General features: G+C 53.8%; 17 protein-coding genes and 1 tRNA gene. 11 read left to right on the top strand and 7 right to left on the bottom strand.

Translation table 11 applies throughout. The features are described 5' to 3' along the window. Positions 1–50 precede the first annotated feature (50 nt). The 8 genes from ACTJI9_RS11005 to ACTJI9_RS10970 are packed head-to-tail and all read left to right on the top strand — an operon-like array spanning position 51 to position 10,366. Positions 51–1,589 (top strand): sugar ABC transporter ATP-binding protein, encoded by a 1,539-nt coding sequence (locus ACTJI9_RS11005; protein ID WP_440807948.1) that lies wholly within the window; start codon positions 51–53, stop codon positions 1,587–1,589. 22 nt (positions 1,590–1,611) lie between these two features. Next, a complete protein-coding gene (locus ACTJI9_RS11000; RefSeq protein ID WP_115054591.1) occupies positions 1,612–2,601 on the top strand; it encodes an ABC transporter permease in 990 nt (329 codons plus the stop codon). A 1-nt stretch (position 2,602) separates the two neighbouring features. Continuing rightward, entirely contained in the window at positions 2,603–3,613 is a 1,011-nt protein-coding gene (locus ACTJI9_RS10995; RefSeq protein ID WP_115054592.1) for a sugar-binding transcriptional regulator, read from the top strand. Further along, positions 3,610–4,605 carry an aldo/keto reductase gene (locus ACTJI9_RS10990; protein ID WP_115054593.1) on the top strand — a complete coding sequence of 332 codons (996 nt, stop codon included), beginning with the start codon at positions 3,610–3,612 and terminating at the stop codon, positions 4,603–4,605. The genes ACTJI9_RS10995 and ACTJI9_RS10990 overlap by 4 nt, the downstream gene beginning before the upstream one ends. 11 nt (positions 4,606–4,616) lie before the next feature. Next, entirely contained in the window at positions 4,617–6,425 is a 1,809-nt protein-coding gene (locus ACTJI9_RS10985; RefSeq protein ID WP_440807944.1) for an FAD-dependent oxidoreductase, read from the top strand. After that, on the top strand, positions 6,337–7,185 hold the full coding sequence (locus tag ACTJI9_RS10980; RefSeq protein ID WP_440807942.1) for a class I fructose-bisphosphate aldolase: 849 nt from the start codon (positions 6,337–6,339) through the stop codon (positions 7,183–7,185). Before ACTJI9_RS10985 ends, ACTJI9_RS10980 begins: the two co-directional genes overlap by 89 nt. 26 nt (positions 7,186–7,211) lie before the next feature. Further along, positions 7,212–8,741, top strand: coding sequence for an FGGY-family carbohydrate kinase (locus ACTJI9_RS10975; RefSeq protein WP_440807940.1), 1,530 nt, complete (start codon positions 7,212–7,214; stop codon positions 8,739–8,741). 2 nt (positions 8,742–8,743) lie between these two features. Continuing rightward, positions 8,744–10,366 (top strand): GMC family oxidoreductase, encoded by a 1,623-nt coding sequence (locus ACTJI9_RS10970; protein WP_440808467.1) that lies wholly within the window; start codon positions 8,744–8,746, stop codon positions 10,364–10,366. A 17-nt stretch (positions 10,367–10,383) separates the two neighbouring features. Here the strand turns inward: ACTJI9_RS10970 and ACTJI9_RS10965 are convergent, their stop codons facing one another. Both ACTJI9_RS10965 and ACTJI9_RS10960 read right to left on the bottom strand, forming a co-directional pair. Beyond that, entirely contained in the window at positions 10,384–11,352 is a 969-nt protein-coding gene (locus ACTJI9_RS10965) for a complex I NDUFA9 subunit family protein (RefSeq protein WP_115054598.1), read from the bottom strand. Positions 11,353–11,483: 131 nt separating this feature from the next. After that, on the bottom strand, positions 11,484–12,512 hold the full coding sequence (locus ACTJI9_RS10960) for a LacI family DNA-binding transcriptional regulator (protein WP_307281752.1): 1,029 nt from the start codon (positions 12,510–12,512) through the stop codon (positions 11,484–11,486). Between the two features lie 403 nt (positions 12,513–12,915). Here ACTJI9_RS10960 and ACTJI9_RS10955 point away from each other — a divergent pair, with 403 nt between their 5' ends. Then, positions 12,916–13,503 (top strand): hypothetical protein, encoded by a 588-nt coding sequence (locus ACTJI9_RS10955; RefSeq protein WP_115054600.1) that lies wholly within the window; start codon positions 12,916–12,918, stop codon positions 13,501–13,503. Positions 13,504–13,578: 75 nt separating this feature from the next. Here ACTJI9_RS10955 and rpsA read toward each other — a convergent pair whose 3' ends face one another. The 4 genes from rpsA to aroA all read right to left on the bottom strand — a co-directional run bounded on the left by rpsA (position 13,579) and on the right by aroA (position 18,078). Next, complete coding sequence (gene rpsA, locus ACTJI9_RS10950) at positions 13,579–15,279, bottom strand: 30S ribosomal protein S1 (protein ID WP_115054601.1); 1,701 nt, start codon at positions 15,277–15,279, stop codon at positions 13,579–13,581. 138 nt (positions 15,280–15,417) lie between these two features. Beyond that, on the bottom strand, positions 15,418–16,056 hold the full coding sequence (gene cmk / locus ACTJI9_RS10945) for a (d)CMP kinase (protein ID WP_307286316.1): 639 nt from the start codon (positions 16,054–16,056) through the stop codon (positions 15,418–15,420). A gap of 341 nt (positions 16,057–16,397) precedes the next feature. Further along, entirely contained in the window at positions 16,398–16,715 is a 318-nt protein-coding gene (locus tag ACTJI9_RS10940; RefSeq protein WP_440807936.1) for a hypothetical protein, read from the bottom strand. Positions 16,716–16,722: 7 nt separating this feature from the next. Next, on the bottom strand, positions 16,723–18,078 hold the full coding sequence (gene aroA, locus ACTJI9_RS10935) for a 3-phosphoshikimate 1-carboxyvinyltransferase (protein WP_440807934.1): 1,356 nt from the start codon (positions 18,076–18,078) through the stop codon (positions 16,723–16,725). Between the two features lie 344 nt (positions 18,079–18,422). Here aroA and ACTJI9_RS10930 point away from each other — a divergent pair, with 344 nt between their 5' ends. Together ACTJI9_RS10930 and ACTJI9_RS10925 are read left to right on the top strand one after the other, a co-directional pair. After that, positions 18,423–18,803 carry a TIGR02300 family protein gene (locus ACTJI9_RS10930; protein WP_115054805.1) on the top strand — a complete coding sequence of 127 codons (381 nt, stop codon included), beginning with the start codon at positions 18,423–18,425 and terminating at the stop codon, positions 18,801–18,803. Between the two features lie 165 nt (positions 18,804–18,968). Then, positions 18,969–19,044: transfer RNA gene (locus ACTJI9_RS10925), tRNA-Ala, on the top strand. An 11-nt stretch (positions 19,045–19,055) separates the two neighbouring features. On the opposite strand, the gene ACTJI9_RS10920 is transcribed toward ACTJI9_RS10925, so the two are convergent. Further along, positions 19,056–19,793, bottom strand: a complete 738-nt coding sequence (locus tag ACTJI9_RS10920) for an NIPSNAP family protein (protein WP_440807931.1) — start codon at positions 19,791–19,793, stop codon at positions 19,056–19,058. Positions 19,794–19,912 lie beyond the last annotated feature (119 nt).

The raw sequence follows: 19,912 nt of genomic DNA, 5'->3' as shown, positions 1-19,912 counted from the left end.
TTTGCAAAGTCCGGGTAGCGTCTTGTGAAGTATTGGGGAGGAGCGTCATCATGCCGAAACCGGTTCTGGACATCCACAACGTCACAAAGCACTTCGGTGCGGTAAAGGCGTTGACGAATGTAAGTTTCAGCCTCCATCGCGGGGAAATTCACGCGATCTGCGGCGAAAACGGAGCCGGCAAATCGACGCTGATGAATATCATTGCCGGTGTGCTGCAACCGGATGAGGGTGAAATCCTCGTGGAAGGTGAGGCGGTGAAAATCGCCTCTCCTTCAATAGCCCAATCATTTGGTCTGGGGCTTGTGCACCAGGAAATCGCGCTTTGTCCTGATGCGAGCGTGGCGGAAAATATCTTCATGGCCGCGACGAGCCGCCAGCGATCGTTCCTGATGGACTATCGTAAATTGGAACGTAAGGCGCAGGAAGTCATGAACCGGCTTGCACCGATCGACGTGCGTCGCAAGGTTGCCGATCTTTCCATATCGAGCCAACAACTGGTTGAGATCGCCAAGGCTTTGACACTGGATTGCCGGGTGCTGATCTTTGACGAACCAACAGCTGCATTGACCGAAGCCGAAACCCGCATATTGTTCGATATTATTCGGGATCTGAAGGCGAACGGCATTTCCATTATTTACATCAGTCATCGAATGGCTGAGATTTTCTCGCTCTGCGACCGTGTCACAGTTCTGCGCGACGGCCGATATGTGTCCACGGAGAGGGTGGCAGATGTGACGCCCGATGATGTTGTCCGCCGTATGGTGGGCCGGGAAATAACCCAGCTCTATCCGCCTAAACAGCAAAGCGCTGAGGTGTCAGGCGAGACAATCCTTTCGGTTCGTGGCCTTGGTGACAGAAGCCGCTTCCTTGATATCAATATCGAGTTGAACAAAGGCGAGATACTAGGCATTGGCGGTCTGATCGGCTCTGGCCGCACGGAGATTGCCGAGGGCATTTGCGGTCTGCGGGCGATCACGGATGGCGAAATCCGCTTGCACGGTCAGGTACAGGCAATCAAGACTTACACGGATGCCGTAGAGGCTGGCATCGTCTATCTTTCCGAGGACCGCAAAGGTTCTGGCGTTTTCCTCGACATGTCGATCGCCCAGAATATTTCCGTTCTCAATCTCAAGGCGCTGACGGGACATCTGGGGCTGATTAATGCGCGGGGCGAAGCACAGCTTGCCCACGCATTCGCGCAGCGGCTGAATATTCGTATGGCCAACATCGACACGCCTGTATCAGCGCTCAGTGGCGGCAATCAGCAAAAGGTCGCGATTGCCAAACAGCTCGCGGTTCAACCGAAGGTTATCCTGATGGATGAGCCGACACGCGGCATTGATGTCGGCGCAAAATCCGAAATTCACCTGTTGCTTCGCGATCTGGCAAGGTCCGGCATCGGAATCATTGTCATCTCGTCAGAGCTGCCGGAATTGCTTGGATTATGTGACCGGGTGCTGGTTATCCGGGAGGGAAAGATCGCGGGTGAACTCGGCGCAGATGAGATGACGGAGGAGGCGGTGATACGGCTGGCTTCCGGTGTCAATCAAAGCGAACAAACACGGTTGGCGACAGATCATGCTGCCTGAAAAGTCTATGGGAGAAAATAACATGGTGGCTGAAACAATCGGAGTAAGTGCTACGCGGACACCGTCCTGGAAAAGGCTGGGTTCAATGCGGGAAGCTGGGCTGATCGCGATCATTCTGGCGCTGTGCATTGCCATGAGCTTTGCTTCGCCGCATTTTCTGACGCTCGGCAATTTCCGCGCCATGCTGATGAGCTTTTCCGTTGAAGGCATTGTTGTGGTTGGCATGACAATTCTGCTCATCGTCGGCGGTATCGATCTGGCGGTGGGTTCCGTAGTCTGCTTCGCAATGGTGCTTTCAGGTTCGCTTTTCCTTGCGGGACTGGACCCGTGGAGCGCCTCTCTTATCGGTATTCTGGCAAGCAGTCTGATTGGCTGCGTGATGGGCTTCTTTGTTACCGTTGTCGGACTTAATCACTTCATCACTTCGCTCGCCGGAATGGTGATTGTACGTGGCCTTTGCCTTATAATCACCAAAGGAACGCCGCTCTCGCTCTTCACCCTACCCCCCGCGTTCAAGGCAATCGGGCAGGGCAGTTTCCACGGCGTGCCCTACGTCATCATAATTTTCATTGCTGTCGTTGTACTTTTTGACTTCCTGTTGCGGCGTGCAACAGCTTTGCGAAAAGTCTTCTATACCGGAAGCAATGAAAAGGCCGCTCTTTACTCAGGCATCAGGACCAATCAGGTCAAGTTCTGGGTGACTGTTCTCTGTTCCACGCTCGCCGGGGTGGCAGGCGTCATCTATATGTCACGCTTCGGTGCGGCGACCCCTACATTCGGCGTCGGCATGGAGCTGAACATCATCGCAGCGGCTGTTATTGGCGGCGCGTCATTGAATGGCGGATCGGGAACAATTCTTGGTGCGATCCTCGGCATCGCCCTGCTTTCGGTGGTCACAAGCTCGCTGGTTCTGCTTAATATATCGGTTTACTGGCAGGACATGATCAAGGGTTGCATTCTACTCGGCGCAGTATCCATTGACCACTTTTTGCACAAGCGTAAGGCTTCCTGATATGACTGTCGTCAGACTCAACGCAAAACTATCTCCGGCACCACGCGAGGAGATTGTCATTGCCAGGCAAATGCATCAGGCATTGGTATTGCACTTCGTGGAAGGCCTGACACAAGCGCAGATCGCCGATCAGCTCGGGGTATCACAGCCGACAGTCAATCGCCTCATTAAACGCGGGCGTCAGCTCGGATTGGTCGAAATCAAGATCAAGTCACCTGTTGAACCGCTTATCGATCTGGAAGAACGGTTGCTGGCGCTGGGGGGTATCAATCGGGCTGTCGTGGTGCCCACAGTGTCGGACAATCCGCAAACAGCATTGCAGGCGGTTGGTGAAGCGGCGGCTAGGTTGCTCCTGCAGCAAATCTCCGATGGCGATACGATTTGTATCACAGGCGGCAAGGGTGTCAGTGCCGTTGTTGCCGGGCTGCAGGTGCCGCGGCCGTTCAATATCGAGGTTGTGCCCGCAACTGGCTGTGTCCAGGGCAAGCATTACACTGATGTCAATCACGTTTCGACATTGTTGGCCGACAAGCTCGGCGGACGGGCTTATCAAATTCATGCGCCACTCTTTGCAGATACGGCGGCAGAACGATCGATGCTTATCAATATGCGGTCGGTCGCGGATGTTTTTAAGCGTGCGCGGGAAGCCAAAGTCGCAGTTGTCGGTATTGGCTCCATCCTGACCGATGATTCGAGCTATTATGACTTGCACCCATCGTCGAGTACCGACCGGGAAGCGATTGAGCGCTCCGGTGCAAGCTGTGAACTGCTGGCCCATCTGCTGGACGACCGGGGGCAGGTTTGCGGCTACAGCTTAAACGATTCCCTCGTTTCACTCACCTTGAGTGAATTCGCCTCGATTCCAACAAAGATTGGCGTGGCGAGTGGGCCGAACAAGGCAAAGCCAATTCTCAGCATTATGCGCGGCAACCATCTGGATACGCTGGTGACGGATGAAGCAACGGGTATGCGTATTTTAGAAATTGCAGAGGCAGAAGGAAGCTGGGCATGAATAATGGGCAATTGATACGTGCCATTGGCAAGTCCGGTGTAAATGCCTCGGCTGTTGGCTTGGGGACATGGGCCATCGGCGGCTGGATGTGGGGTGGCACTGATGAAAATCAGTCCATAGCCGCAATACAGGCCTCCCTTGATGCCGGTGTCAGTTTAATTGACACAGCTCCCGCCTATGGCCTTGGGCGCTCGGAAGAGATCGTTGGCAGGGCGTTGAAGGGAAGGCGTGACAAGGCAATCATTGCCACCAAATGCGGGCTGGTCTGGCACACGCAGAAGGGACAGCATTTTTTCGATCAGGATGGAAAACCGGTTCATCGCTATCTCGGGCGCGATGCGATTTTCCACGAGATCGATGAGAGTCTCAAAAGGCTGGGTACCGATTATATAGATCTGTATATCACGCATTGGCAGGACCCGACGACGCCCATCGAGGAGACTGTACGGGCACTGGAAGATTTGCGCAGTGCCGGCAAAATCCGCGCAATCGGCGCAAGTAATCTTAGCCAGAACGAACTCAAAGCCTATGTCGCAACCGGCTCGCTGGATGCCATACAGGAACGGTTCAGTATGATCGATCGCGAAATCGAGACGGATCTACTTCCGGTCACTCGAGAGCAAGGCGTATCTACACTGAGCTATTCTTCTTTGGCGCTTGGGCTCCTTGCCGGGACGATTGATCCGCATCGCGTGTTTTCGGGTGATGATCAACGCAAGGATAATCCCCGCTTTTCTACCAGCAATCTTTTGAAGGCCAAACAGTTTGCCGAGGCAATCCAGCCCGTAGCAGAAAAGCATCAGGCGAGTGTTGCCCAAGCGGTGATTGCATGGACGCTGGCACAACCCGGCGTGACATTTGCCCTGTGCGGTGCACGAAATCCGGAACAGGCTTTGGAAAATTCCAGAGCCGGAACAATAAGACTTGATGAGCAAGACCTTGCGGCCCTTGACGCGGCCATCGCAGTGAAACTGACAAATATGGACAGGTAACGGGCTGCATCATGAAGCGTGAAGAAGTATTTGACGGGCTTCGCCGGAGCCCGAAGGTGGACGTGTGTGTCATCGGCGGCGGAATAAATGGCCTCAGCGTGTTCCGTGAACTGGCGCTGCAGGGCATCAATGTTCTGCTTGTCGAGAGGAATGATTATTGTTCGGGCGCCAGCTCAGCTCTTTCACGCATGGTTCATGGCGGTCTTCGCTATCTCGAAAACGGTGAATTCAATCTGGTGAAGGAATCACTGGTTGAACGCGACCGCCTGCTTCGCAACGCCCCACATATGGTCGCGCCCTTGCCTACGACCGTGCCGGTTTTCAGTTTATTCTCTGGCCTTGCCAATGGTGCTGTGCGTTTTCTTGGCCTGACCCGCAAACCAAGCAGGCGCGGTGCTCTCGCCATAAAGGCAGGCTTAAGCATTTATGATTTTCTGACACGCAAGCGCGCTTTGATGCCCAAACATCAATTTCGCGGGCGGCAAGCCAGTCTTGGCAAATGGCCAGCGCTCAACCCAGCCATCAAAAGTTCGGCGACCTATCACGATGCTTGGGTCAGCCATCCAGAGCGAATAGGAATTGAACTGCTCCAGGATGGCATGTCAGCCAATGCTTCGGCCCGTGCGGTCAATTATGCCGAACTTCGCCGGGATGCGTCGGGCGTTTTTGCTGTCCATGACCATATCAGCGGAGCCGCCATAACCATAAAGCCTGACCTGATTGTCAATGCTACGGGCGGCTGGATAGATATGGCCAACGCCACATTGTTTCCAAAAAATGCCTTGTCTGCACCGCTCATGGGCGGCACCAAGGGATCTCACCTCATCATCGACAATGCCGAGCTTCTGAAAGCCCTTGATGGCCATATGATCTATTACGAGAATGAGGATGGCCGCGTCTGCATTCTCTTTCCCTATCTTGGTAAGGTGCTGGTTGGCTCTACGGATATTCGGGTTGATAACCCGGAGAATGTCACCTGCACCCCGGAGGAACGAGACTACATTCTGCAATCCTTGGCCTTCGTGCTGCCGGCAATCAAGATAAGGCCGGAAGAAATCGTCTATCAGTTTTCCGGCGTGCGTCCGCTGCCTGCGAGCAAGGATCAGTTTACGGGGCGCATCCCGCGAGATCATTTTTGCACTTTTGTCGAGCACCACAACAGTGGCCCGCCTGTCCTTTGCATGATCGGCGGCAAGTGGACAACGTTCCGTTCCTTTGGCGAACTGGCTGCCAATATGGCTCTGTCCAAACTTGGCCGTGAGCGACGAGTGGCTACAGAGGATCGCGCCATTGGCGGAGGCCGGGCTTTCCCGGCGAATAGTGATGAATGGATATCGCGTGTCGCTGCCCTGGCCGGCCTTGAGGAACAGCGTATTGATCAATTGTTCCAACGATATGGAACAGATGCTGAAGTGCTCGCACAATTCATTGCTGCGGGGAACGATGAAGCAATGCCGCATCCAGGCTACTCAAGGCGCGAGATTCTGTTCCTGATCAGAAACGAAGCGGTTGAGCATTTGGACGACATCCTGCTGCGGCGCACCACCTTGGCGATCAGCGGAGAGCTTTCACTATCGATGACAGACGCGGTTCTGGGCCTGCTCGCCGCTGAAAAAGAATGGTCTGTTGCACGCCGCAATGATGAGCGAGCGAAGTTTTTATGCCTGCTCTCAGAGCGGCATGGCGCTGATATCGCCGCACAAAGCGCACGAAATGAAGAAGGAGACTATCATGAGAAACAACAGCAAGGTTCGGATGAACCGTCTTTTCGGCAAGGGGCGCTGCCTCGACGTGGCGATCGATCACGGAGTGTGCAATGAGCCGACCTTCCTGAATGGTCTGGAGGATATGGAATCTGTCGTGAAGGCATTGGTTGCTGCAGCTCCAGACGCCATACAGATGAATTACGGCCAAGCCGATCTTTTGCAAAACGTGGACGGGAAAGATAAGCCCGCATTGGTCATGCGTATCGACATGGGCAATCCTTACAACCCGTTTCGTCACCGCAATATGTGGGCGGTTTTGCAGAATGAAGCCGAGCCACTGATTGGCGCGATCGAAATGGATGCAGCCTGCGTCGTCGTCAATCTGTTCATGCTGCCCGATGAGCCGGACCTGTTTCGGCAATGTGTTCAAAACATTTCACGTGTGCGCGCCGATTGCGACAAATACGGGTTGCCATTGATGATTGAGCCGCTGGTCATGCAGCCGGTCACCGAGCGGGGAGGCTATATGGTTGATGGCGATGCGGATAAGATCGTAACGCTGACACGGCTTGCCCGCGAGATGGGGGCCGATATCGTCAAGGCGGATCCGACAACCAATGCAGAGGATTTTCATCGCGTTGTTGAAGCTGCCCGCTGCCCGGTTCTTGTGCGCGGTGGTGGCAAAGAAGACTTGAAGAACGTGTTCGTCAAATCGGCAGCTTTAATGCAGCAGGGCGCGATGGGTATGGTCTATGGCCGCAATATCTACCAGCATGCAAATCCGGGCGCTGTGGTTCGTGGACTAATGGCCATAATCCATGACGATGCCAGCGGCGAGGATGCCTACGCGCTTTATCAAGAGGGCAGAGTATAAGCATAGAACCTGAGGAGGGGTTCCGGATGGGAGAATATCTATTAGGGCTCGATGCTGGCAACACGATCATCAAGGCGGTGATCTTTGACAGGCAAGGCCGTGAAATCGCTTCAGCTGCACAGGAAGGGCACAGTGCGATGCCCTTTCCCGGGCATGTGGAGCGGGGTCTCGGGGAACTTTGGGAGAATGCCAAGCTTGTCATCAGAACCTGCATCGAACAGGCCGGGATCGAGCCTGAGGATATCGCAGCAATCGGCTGTGCGGGACATGGCAATGGGCTTTATACGCTGGATCATTCCGGTGAACCATTGTTCGCAATCCAGTCGCTGGACACACGTGCAGCACCACTTGTCGAGTCATTATTGGCTGAAGGCGTCGGAGATCGCACCTATCCGATAGGTTTGCAACGTCCCTGGCCATCCCAAACCCCAACCCTGCTGGCGTGGATCAAGCGTAATCGCCCGGAAACCTTTCGCAAGATCGGGACAGTGTTTCTGTGCAAGGATTTCGTGGTCAATCGCTTGACGGGTGCGCGCGTCAGTGAAGTGTCCGACATGACCGGTTGCGGATTGTTGAATGTTGCCGAACGCCGCTATGACCAAGACATTCTGGACGCGTTCGGTTTGGGCGACTGCATGGACATGCTGCCGCCTTTGATCGAAAGTGCGGACATTGCGGGAACGGTCACAGCGAAGGCGGCTGCTGAAACCGGATTGGCCGCTGGAACGCCAGTCATTGGCGGATTCTTTGACGTGATCGCTTCCGCCATCGGGTCCGGGGTCACGCGCACGGGTGCCGCTTCCATCATTGCTGGAACATGGAGTATTAACCAGGTGATCATTGATCGCCCGCGCCTGGAAGGCCCGGTGTTCATGTCATCGACCTTTGATCGCGATCGCTATATGGCGATTGAATCGAGTGCTACTTCAGCAGCCAATCTTGAATGGCTGGTGCGTGAATTCTTCCATGGCGAGCAGCCGGATGGTCAATCACCATTCGATGTCTGCTGCGAATTGGCATCATCAATTGAGCCAGCGGCAAATGATCCAATCTACCATCCCTTTCTTTATGGCGCGCAACAGGACGGTAATGCGCGGGCGGGTTTCTACGGTGTTGCAGGCTGGCATACAAAAGGTCATATGGTTCGAGCATTGCTGGAAGGCGTAGCTTTCGGCCATCGCCAGCACATCGAAATGATGCGCGCCGCCGGAGCGAGCTTCAACGAGGCCGTGCTTTCCGGTGGCGGTTCGCGCAGCTTGATCTGGCCGCAAATATTCGCCGATGTGCTGGGTTTGCCTGTATCCATTGCCCGCTCAAGCCAGACGGGTGCGCTGGGGGCTGCCATCGCGGCAGGAACGGGAATTGGCATATTCGCAGATTTTTCTGCTGGTGCTGAAGCAATGGTCACCAGTGAGCGACACTACAAGCCCGATGCAAAACGAGCAAAGCATTATGAACGTCGCTACCAATTATACCTCGAGATTGCCGCAGCTATGGCTCCAATCTGGCGGCAAATGGCGGAAAGCAATGCAGTCGCGACCGAGGTGGCAGCGTGAATATGCATCGCACCGAGCAAGCCTTCGATGAGGGCGTCTACGACTTTATCATCGTCGGGGCTGGTTCGGCGGGGTGCGTTCTTGCCAACAGGCTTTCTGCCAATCCAAAGCATCGCGTTCTTTTGCTTGAGGCTGGCGGAAACGACCGATACCACTGGATACACGTGCCAATCGGCTATCTCTTTTGCATGGGGAATCCCAGAACCGACTGGATGATGAAGACCGCTGCTGAACCAGGTTTGAATGGCCGGACGCTACCCTATCCGCGCGGCAAGGTGCTGGGTGGCTGCTCGTCGATCAATGGCATGATTTATATGCGCGGACAGGCAGCCGATTACGATGGCTGGCGTCAGGCAGGCAATACTGGCTGGGGCTGGGATGACGTGCTGCCCTATTTTCTCAAGTCTGAAGACAATTATCGTGGAAAGTCCGCCTTGCATGGAGCTGGCGGGGAATGGCGGGTGGAACGTCAAAGATTATCCTGGCCCATTCTCGATGCATTTCGGGCTGCGGCGGAAGAGCTTGGCATTCCCAAAACGGAAGATTTTAATACCGGCGATAATGAGGGCTCGGGCTATTTCGAAGTTAATCAGCGTGGCGGTTTACGCTGGAATACCACCAAGGCGTTTCTTCGCCCTGCCATGAAGCGACGCAACTTGCGGGTCGTGACCGGGGCAGAAGTGGAGCGGGTGGAATTCGAAGGCAAGCGGGCCGTGCGGATCGGTTATCGTTTGCAGGGCCGAGCCTGCATTGCACGCGCTTCGGGCGAAATCATTCTGTCGGCAGGCGCAATCAACTCTCCGAAAATCCTGGAACTGTCCGGCATCGGAAACCCTGCCATTTTGAAAGATGCCGGCGCTGCGCCCTTGCACGATCTGCCTGGGGTGGGTGAAAATCTGCAGGACCATCTTCAAATCCGCACAGTGTTTCGCATCGAAGGTGCGCGAACATTGAACCAACTTTATCACAATCTCTTCTCGCGGGCTGCCATGGGGTTCGAATATGCGCTACGCCGCTCAGGACCTTTGTCCATGGCCCCGAGTCAGCTCGGCATTTTCGCAAAAAGCGATCCCGGACTCCTAACGCCTGATCTTGAATACCACGTGCAACCGCTCAGCACAGATCGGCTGGGCGAGCCTCTGCATCGCTATCCCGCTGTTACCGTCTCGGTTTGCAATTTGCGGCCAGAAAGCAGAGGTACAGTCCATATAAGCAAGGCTGATTCCAGCCTTCCACCTAATATCAAGCCGAACTACCTGTCGACGGTGGGCGACAGGCTGCTTGCAGCCCGGTCAATTCGTCATGCCCGAAATCTGATGGCGACCAAGGCTGCAATGAAATACCACCCACAGGAAATGCTGCCTGGAACGCAATATCAAAGCGATGACGAGTTAATTCATCGCGCAGGTGATATTGCGACGACGATTTTTCATCCGGTGGGTACGTGCCGGATGGGCAGTGACAATATGGCGGTCGTCAATACGGACTTGCAGGTGCATGGGCTGGAAAGGTTGCGGATTGTGGATGCATCGGTGATGCCATCCATCGTCTCTGGCAATACAAACTCGCCGGTTATCATGATCGCAGAAAAAGCTGCTGACCTAATTCTGGCAGCAGCCCGCTAGGGCAAACTTTGCTCTAATCAAGCAGGCTTCTGGCTGGAATACTGACCCTGCACGCGGAAGCGCCAAAGATATGACGGCAAAATCGTCTCAATGGTTTGCGGACGAATGCCGAGGCCTTCAAGCGTGCGCCCTTCTGCCTTTGCTTGTTCGGAAACGACATTGTCATTTCTAAGCTGGATCACCTGATCGGAAGTAATCATCGGCTTTGGCAATAGCCCAAGGATCGAGCCTTGTATGGATGCTACCCAGAATGGAATGGGGAGGAATGCCCGCTTGCGGCCAATAACACGGAGCATTTCTTCCATGCACTGGCGGAACGTCAGAACTTCTCCGCCGCCTAATTCGTAAATTCTGCCCTGCTGCAAGGCACCGTCGACAGAACGCGCGATCACCTCGGCCACATCGCCGACATAAACCGGTTGAAACTTTGTATGACCACCGCCGACCAACGGCAGGAACGGGGATATGCGCGCCATGCCCGCAAACTTGTTGAAGAATCCATCCTCCGGTCCAAAAATAACGGACGGGCGGATAATATACGCCTCCGGCAGAATTTTCAGAACGGCTTCTTCAGCGCGCCCTTTCGTACTGGCATATGCGGATTGCGATTGCGAATGAGCACCCAGCGCCGACATATGGGTGAGGGGAACGCCTGCTGCACGGGCAGCTTCAGCAACAGCACGCGCGCCAAAATCATGTACCGTGCTGAAACGCTGGCTGCCCCCCTCATAAAGGATGCCAACCAGATTGATGACATGGTCAGAACCGGCGACTGCGCGATCCACCGACCAACGGTAGCGCAGATTGGCTTGAACTGCCTGAATTTGACCAACGCCACCCAATGGCTGCAGATGAAATGCAAGATCAGGGCGTCGAACCGCGACCCGAACCCGGTAGCCGCGTTTGGCGAGCGCGCGAACCACGTGACGACCGACAAAGCCAGAGCCTCCAAAAACAGTAACCAGTTTTGGTTTGGTGATTGTCATTGAACTCTCCTGAGCAGTCAAAACGTACAACAGCTATTTCTATGCTGTTTAATGCGTTTTGATGTCGACGCAAAGGCCTGTTGTCTCACGAATCTCGCGGCGCGTTGCCGCGCTTTGAACCATATAGATCGTCAGGCCGACATGCGCAGCATGATTTCGGCGTTTAAAAGAATGCGCTCATTTGCCGGTAATACTGTTTTGGTGTCACGCGTTTCGCCGAGCTTCTGAAACATCAATTCGACCGCCAGCCGACCGATTTCCTTATGGTTTTGCGCAACAGTGGTGAGCGGCGGGCACATATAACGAGCAAAGGGCTGGTCATCGTGCCCTGCCAAGCGAAGGTCATCATTCTGACGCCGGCCAATCTTCAGTCCCGCTTGATAGGCCGCGGCCGAAAGACCTGCCGCTATGCGGTCATTGCCGCATAGCACGGTCTTGGTCGGAAAAGATCCGTTTCGCAAGATTCGAATAGCGGCATCAAAGGCGAATTTTTCAAGGTTCCATGTGTTTTCTGGATCCACGGGCACAAAAAGCGGCTCCAAGCCCAGATCATCCATTGCCGCGACATAGGCGCTCCTGCGACCCTGCACATTATTGTTAAGCGGCGGCATGCCAAAATAACATGGAGCGTCGCCTGATCTGGTTAGATAATCCACGATGAGCTTGACGCTCTGCCTGTTATCGGTTCCCACGAAGGGGGACGTATCATCAAGCGAGGAGTCAATATACACAATGGGTACTGACTCAGCGGCTTTTGCCAGTTTTTCCTGATGTGATGACGAGCCGAGCGCGCCTATGATAACGCCAGCTACATTCATGGATTGGAATGTTTCAAGCGCGCGCTGCTCAAGCTCCGGTCGTCCTTCGGAGCTTTGCATGAAAACCATATAGCCTGCCAAACCCGCCAAATCCTGTATGCGACGTGTCAGCGACATATAGAATGGATCGTTGGAATTAGGCACGATCACGCCAAGAATATGCGTTCTTCGATTGCTGGCAAAAAGGTTGGGCTTGTAACCGGAGCGAAGGATCGCGGCTTCGACAATTTTGCGCGTGCTTTTGCGGACAGACGATGGATCGTTAAAGTATTTCGACACTGTCGGGCGCGAAAGACCAGCAAATTCGGAAAAGTCTTCCATAGTTTTGATGTCTTTGGGCATCGGTTAAATTCCTTTTTGGACCACAGGCAATCCGAAAAAAAGAATTGCAGGCTGAGTCCTGATAAATGAATGAGGTCAAAACTGTGCAACTTTCAGTTGCACAAATATTCGTAAAAGTAGCAATTAAGCGTATAGTGAGATGATATTCATTTGCTAAAGATCTAATGTTAATTCATTGATTGCAAAAAACCATATAAATACTTTTCCAGCCGATTAATGCACGTATCTGAACCAATAGGTTTTAATAATCTATGCTGGAATAAATTTCTAGCTGCCAGATTCGATATTGTTGAAATAGTATTCAAATCCAGACTGCTAAGGAGTGAATATGACATTTGCGCCCATACCATCGCAGCACTACGCAAATGTCGATTTCGTAGAGACATGGCATGGAGATTGACTGATGGAAGGCGCAATACCAAATCCGGAAGTATTCACACACGTACGGGTCATCATAGGCATTATTCTCGGACTCAGCGTATCGCGTCTGCTTACCGGTGTTGCCCGGATCATCCAGCATCCGCAGCACAGAAATATCTATGTCGTTCATTTGGGCTGGGTGCTTTTTACCCTGCTTACGGTGGTCCATTTCTGGTGGTTTGAGTTCTATCTTCACCAGCTGGTGCTATGGAAATTTGAGGCCTATCTCTTCGTCATCTTTTTCGCCAGCTTGCACTTTCTGGCATGCGCTATGCTGTTTCCGGACAGTATGGAGGGCTATGACGGCTATGAAGATTACTTCATGTCCCGCAGAGCCTGGTTTTTCGGCATTATGATATCGATATTTGTTTTCGATTTTATCGATACCGCAATGAAGGGGCACGCCCACTTCCTCTCTCTCGGGCCTGAATATCCCTTGCGTAATCTGGCGCTGATAGGGCTGCTCAGTGCCGGGATTTACTTCAGCAACCGAAGAGCCCGACTTGCAATTCTGGTCGCAGCTCTAATCATTCAAATGGCTTTCATCCTCGTTCAGTTCGATACGATCTAGTTTAGGAACAAGCCCTTGCAACAAAAAACCCGCCGGCGAACCGGCGGGTTTTTTAACTCAAGTCCGAAAGTGGACTTAGTTCTTTTCGCGGTTCTTCAGGGCTGCGCCGAGAATGTCGCCGAGCGAAGCGCCGGAGTCTGTCGAACCATACTGGGCAACAGCTTCCTTCTCTTCAGCGATTTCAAGCGCCTTGATGGAAACCTGCAGCTTGCGGGTCTTCTTGTCGAAAGCGATGACGCGCGCGTCTGCCTTCTGACCAACAGTGAAGCGCTCTGGACGCTGCTCGTCGCGGTCACGGGACAGATCAGCACGGCGGATGAAGGTGTCGAGGTCGTGATCGACCAGACGCACTTCAAGGCCACCATCGGTGATCGCCGTAACTTCTACGGTTACAACGGCGTTCTTGCGCAATTCACCCGAAGTCGCTGCTTCGCCGACCTTGTCGCCGGTAAGCTGCTTGATGCCAAGCGAGATGCGCTCTTTCTCGACGTCAACGTCGAGAACTTGCGCCTTGACCATGTCACCCTTGTTGTACTCTTCGATGACCTGTTCGCCTGGACGATTCCAGTCGAGATCGGAGAGGTGAACCATGCCGTCTACATCGCCATCGAGGCCAATGAACAGGCCAAACTCGGTCTTGTTCTTGACTTCGCCTTCGACGATCGTACCGACAGGGAACTTTTCAGCAAAAGTGGTCCAAGGATTGTCGAGTGTCTGTTTGAGACCGAGGGAGATGCGGCGCTTGACCGGATCCACTTCGAGAACAACGACTTCGACTTCCTGTGTTGTCGAGAGCAGCTTGCCCGGATGCACGTTCTTCTTTGTCCAGGACATTTCAGAAACGTGGATAAGGCCTTCGATGCCTGGCTCGATCTCAACGAATGCACCGTAATCAGTGATGTTGGTAACCGTACCGGTGATCTTTTTGCCGATTGGGTACTTCGCACCGATACCATCCCAAGGATCGCTTTCGAGCTGCTTCATGCCGAGCGAAATACGATGTGTTTCCTGGTTGATACGGATGATTTGAACCTTGACCGTCTGGCCAATGCTCAGGATCTCCGAAGGATGGTTCACACGGCGCCATGCCATGTCTGTTACGTGCAGAAGACCGTCAATACCGCCGAGGTCAACGAACGCACCGTAATCGGTGATGTTCTTGACAACGCCTTCAACGACCTGACCTTCTTCGAGGTTCTGGACGATTTCAGAACGCTGTTCCGCACGGCTCTCTTCGAGAACTGTACGACGCGATACAACGATGTTGCCGCGACGCTTGTCCATCTTGAGGATTTCGAAGGGCTGCGGATTGTGCATAAGCGGGGTAACATCGCGGATCGGACGGATGTCAACCTGTGAGCGCGGCAGGAAGGCTACGGCGCCATCGAGATCGACAGTGAAACCACCCTTGACCTGATTGAAGATCACGCCATCGACACGTTCGCCGCGGTTGAACTTCTCTTCCAGGCGAACCCAGCTCTCTTCGCGGCGTGCTTTTTCGCGCGACAGAACAGCTTCACCCAGCGCATTTTCGATGCGCTCAACATAAACTTCAACGATATCGCCTGGCTTGAGCGAACCGTCCTTGGCTTTCGCGCCGAATTCCTTCAGCGGAACGCGGCCTTCAACCTTGAGACCGGCGTCAATGATCGCCATGTCTTTTTCGATGGCAACAACACGGCCCTTTACAACATAACCTTCTGCAAGGTCGTTGGTGGCAAAGGACTCGGCGAGAAGAGCTTCGAAATCTTCGCGCGATGGATTGGCTTGAGACATATATACTCCTGAAGTGTCCGGCTTTCCGCTTTTAGGAAAGGTTTTTGGACACAGGCACCGGTGGTTCGAGTTACGGATCATTCACATGCCAACCCGCCGTATGAGGGCAATCCGGTGCGAGGGCTGACTGCAAATGTATTACTTGGTATTACGGGCTTCCCGCGCCAAGGCCTGATCGATCAGAGTTTTGGCATTAAGAAACGCGGTCTCTATATCCATTTCTGTCGTATCAAGCAAGTGCGCGTCCGCTGCCGGCTTCAACGGAGAGTCTGTGCGCCCCATGTCACGCGCGTCGCGGCGGGTAAGGTCGTCGAGAACATCCTGATAATTTACGTCCTTGCCGCTGGCTTTGATTTCATCATGCCGCCGCTTGGCGCGCGCTTCCGGCGAGGCAGTAATGTAAAGCTTCACGGGAGCATCAGGGCAGACAACGGTACCGATATCGCGCCCATCCAGCACTGCACCCGGCGATAGCAAGGCAAATCCCTGCTGTGCCGAGACTAGCGCCCGGCGTACGGCCGGCATGATGGCGACTTTTGATGCTGCTTCACCAACATCGTGTGCGGACAGAACGGTACGATCCAATGTCGACAGATCGATTGAACGTGCGGCTTTCTCGGCCAAAAACTCATCGTCGAGCGGCATGCCCTGATCCAGCAAGGTTTTGGCCACCGCGCGGTAGGTAAGACCCGTGTCGAGATGATGATATCCGTAAAATTGGGCGAGACGCCGTGCAAGCGTGCCCTTGCCTGAGGCCGCTGGACCATCAATGGCGATGGTGAAATGTTTCGGCGGCGATAATTCGAGTTCATCCTTGTCGAAGAACCACTGCCAGAGCGCAAAAAGCAGATAGGCTGCGGCCAGAACCAGCGTGATGAGCGGTGTAATGCCGATGGTTACAAAGGCAAAGCCGCCAAGTGTCGTCATCATCGATTCGAGCCACTCGGGCAGATAGGTGGCCAGATTTTGCAGGAATGTATCAATTGCGAGGATGAGAAACAGCTGGAAAACAAATAGCCAGAATAGCAGCGCGAACAGCCCGAAGCGAACTTTGAGTCCGATGCGCTCTATAGCGTAGGGGATAGCCGTAATCGCAATTGATGCCAGCAGGAAATACATCAGTTGGTTGTCCTGTTGCCTGTAAAGAACCCTATACCGTAACCGGCTATCGACCCAAGTGCTGGTGGCAGCAGGAGAAACTGGTAAGGCATCCACTCGCTCGCAACTACAGCTTCGGAGATGTTCCACGCATAGAGGAAGATCAGCAGTAAAGGAAGAACGATACGAAAAATCGTACAGCTTATACCCGGCCACCGCCGGTCGGACCTGCTGGCGAGCGTGCCGGCATGGGCACTCTTTGCGGCCCACACGATGAATGGGATACTGGACATTCCGTAAAGCCCATAAACTGTAATAGCCGAAAAAAATGAATTCATTGGGTCGTCATGCTGGCGCAGCAAGTTCAGTGATCTGTGCCCCCATGCCAGCCATCATCGCCATGAATTCAGGGAAACTTGTCGCAATCATGGTCGAATCATCGACGGTAACCGGTTTTTCTGAAACCAATCCCATGATGAGGAAGCTCATTGCGATACGATGATCAAGGTGGGTTTCCACTATACCGCCGCCGATCGTCTTGCCGTCCGGGCGTCCGCGCACACTCAGTGTTTCGGTGCCTTCAGTGCAATCGACGCCATTGACCTTCAAGCCATTGGCCACGGCAGAAAGCCGGTCAGACTCCTTCACCCGCAATTCTTCCAGCCCGTTCATCACCGTCTCACCGCTGGCAAAACTCGCCGCAACGGCCAGAACGGGATATTCGTCGATCATCGACGGCGCACGGTCTGCCGGTACCTCCACGCCCTTCAGTTCAGAATATCTCACACGCAGATCGGCAACATCCTCGCCCCCTGCAAGTCTGGCATTCATGATTTCAATATTCGCGCCCATTTCCTGCAAGGTCAGAATCAGCCCGGTACGGGTCGGGTTCATCAGGACGTTTCGGATGGTGACATCCGAGCCGGGAACCAGCAGAGCGGCGACCAGTGGAAAAGCTGTCGAGGAAGGGTCGCCCGGTACATCGATTGTCTGGCCGGTCAATGTGCCCTGGCCTTCAATGCGTATATGGCGCACATTATTCTTGTCAGTTTCCACGGAGAGATTCGCGCCAAAGCCTTGCAGCATCTTTTCCGTATGGTCGCGGGTCATCACCGGTTCAATCACTGTGGTTATGCCGGGTGTGTTCAAACCAGCGAGCAAAACAGCTGATTTCACCTGCGCCGAAGCCATTGGGACCCGGTAAGTGATAGGAGCGGCTACTTTGGGGCCGCGTAAGGTGAGCGGCATCCGGTCGCCATCGGCAGCGGAAACCTTAACGCCCATTTCGCGCAGTGGATTGAGGACGCGGCCCATCGGCCGCTTTGATAGGGATGCATCGCCGATGAAGGTGGTTTCCATGGCATAGGTCCCGACAAGCCCCATGGTAAGACGTGCGCCGGTGCCGGCATTGCCGAAGTCGAGAGGCGCTTCAGGCTGCAACAGACAGCCATTGCCCGTTCCCTTGATAATCCAAACGTCGCCTTCTTTGGCAATTGTTGCACCCATGGCCTGCATGGCGCGTCCTGTATTGATAACGTCTTCACCTTCAAGCAGGCCGGTAATGCGGGTTTCGCCGGAGGCCAGACCGCCAAACATGAAAGAGCGATGCGAGATCGATTTGTCGCCGGGAATACGGATATCGCCTGTAAGGGCGTTTGAGCGGCGAGATATTGCAGGTTTTGGCAGCGAATCGTGGGACATGATTAAGGGTCAATCGCGAAAAATAGGGTGGGCGGGGCAAACTCGGTAGGCTCTAACACAGCTTGGTTCCTTGGTCATCTTGCAAATTCAATCCTCACGCAGTGCTTTTTTCGCTTTGACAAATGCGGCGAATTGCGTTTATGGGACCACGAATTTTTTTATGAGGTGCGGTCGGCAAAGCTGCGTCTTCAGGAAACAAGCGTATAACCCCAAAAATCGATTCGATTTTGGATAAGGATTATGCGCCAATACAAAGTGTTATTGCGTGCACGTGGGTCCCTGGGAGCACATGGCGCAATGATTGTCAGCCGAATGCAGGCAAGCGCAGCAAGACGAGGCAGAACGTGGCTAATCCAAAACTTGGCACCAAGCGTGTTGACCCGGAAACCGGGCAGAAATTTTATGACCTGAACCGCGACCCCATTGTTTCGCCGTTCACAGGCAAGACCTATCCACTCAGCTATTTTGAGACGACGGTCTCTGCCCGGGAGGAAGAGGAAGAAGTAGAAACTGAAGAGCTGGATGTAGCACTGGAGAAGCCGGAATTCGTGGCTCTCGAAGAAGCTGATGGCGACACAGACAGTGATGTTCCGGATTTGGGCGACGATGTTGAAGTCGATGATTCGGACGATGACGATACATTCCTCGCGACCGACGAAGAAGACGAAGATGACGACGTCACTGACATTCTTGGCGGCGGCATAGGCGACGACGACGAGAATTGATTCTAAAAATAAGTTCCGTTCGCTGAGAAATAAGCGGCGAACGGGGCTTGATCTTCGCGTGAGCGGAAGCTAATAACCCGCCATCTTCGGATGGCAGAACAAGGTTACCAGTCCTTGTTGAATATAAGCCGGTTTACCGGCACGGCCCAATGGGTCGATTGGAATGGGGCCATAGCTCAGCTGGGAGAGCGCTTGCATGGCATGCAAGAGGTCAGCGGTTCGATCCCGCTTGGCTCCACCAAATTTCTCAATTTACCGCAATAATGAACCGGCAGTCGGTTTCAATCGCGCAGTAACGAGCGGTGCGATAAGCCAAGTCGCAAGTCTGGCTTGGTCAAAATCCATGCGATCAGCCAAAGCACGATCAAAACCTGCCTCCTCCGCAGCAGAATCAAACCGCGAGACGCTGACGAGGACATTCTCTCCGAGACGCACCGGGAGGCGGGTGAAGCTGTTTTCACTGTGTTCAGAAGCCAGAAGAGCGATCCGTCTATCGCCAGAATCGTCAAGAATAGGTGCGAGCTCAGTCTTGTAGAATTCGAGAAAACCTGTCTCCGCGGACGCTCGGAGCTTGTATGTTGCGATCCGGAATATGCTTGAAGCAGGTGCGGCCTCTTGATTTGCGTTGCGGCTCACAGGCAGCTCGAAATCCAAGCCGTCATAAGCAGGATGCAGCAACAGGACATCATCTGAATCCACCATCGTGGCATTGGCCATATGGCGATGCTCGCCCCAGACCGGTCCGTCGTAGAACGCGGTCAGAGCCTTCTGCCTTGCCCGCATATCATTAAACCCACGAAACCAGACGAACGCATCAGGATCGTCCATATCTGTAAACTGACCAATGATCTTCATGCCGCAATGCTCTTGGCCTTCAAGGAAATGCTCATCGAAAACGCCAATCAGCTCGTCGCGCCGGTTGGGATGAAGTGTATAGCGCCGCAGCTCGATAATGGGGCTGTAGTTCGATGTCTTTGCTGGTTCAGTCATCGCCTTCTCCAAAAACAGGTCAATCATCCTGTTTAATAAAACCGGTTGTCCTGTTTTGTCAATTTGATAGTCTTGAACGGAGAATCACGGAGCCGTCCGAATCCGGTCACAGCGATTGA

Origin of the sequence: Phyllobacterium sp. 22552 (assembly GCF_052044585.1) — a bacterium.
GTDB classification, from domain to species: domain Bacteria; phylum Pseudomonadota; class Alphaproteobacteria; order Rhizobiales; family Rhizobiaceae; genus Phyllobacterium; species Phyllobacterium ifriqiyense.
The sequence above is the reverse complement of the archived record's forward strand: the minus strand, read 5'-3'. Positions and strand labels throughout refer to the sequence as shown.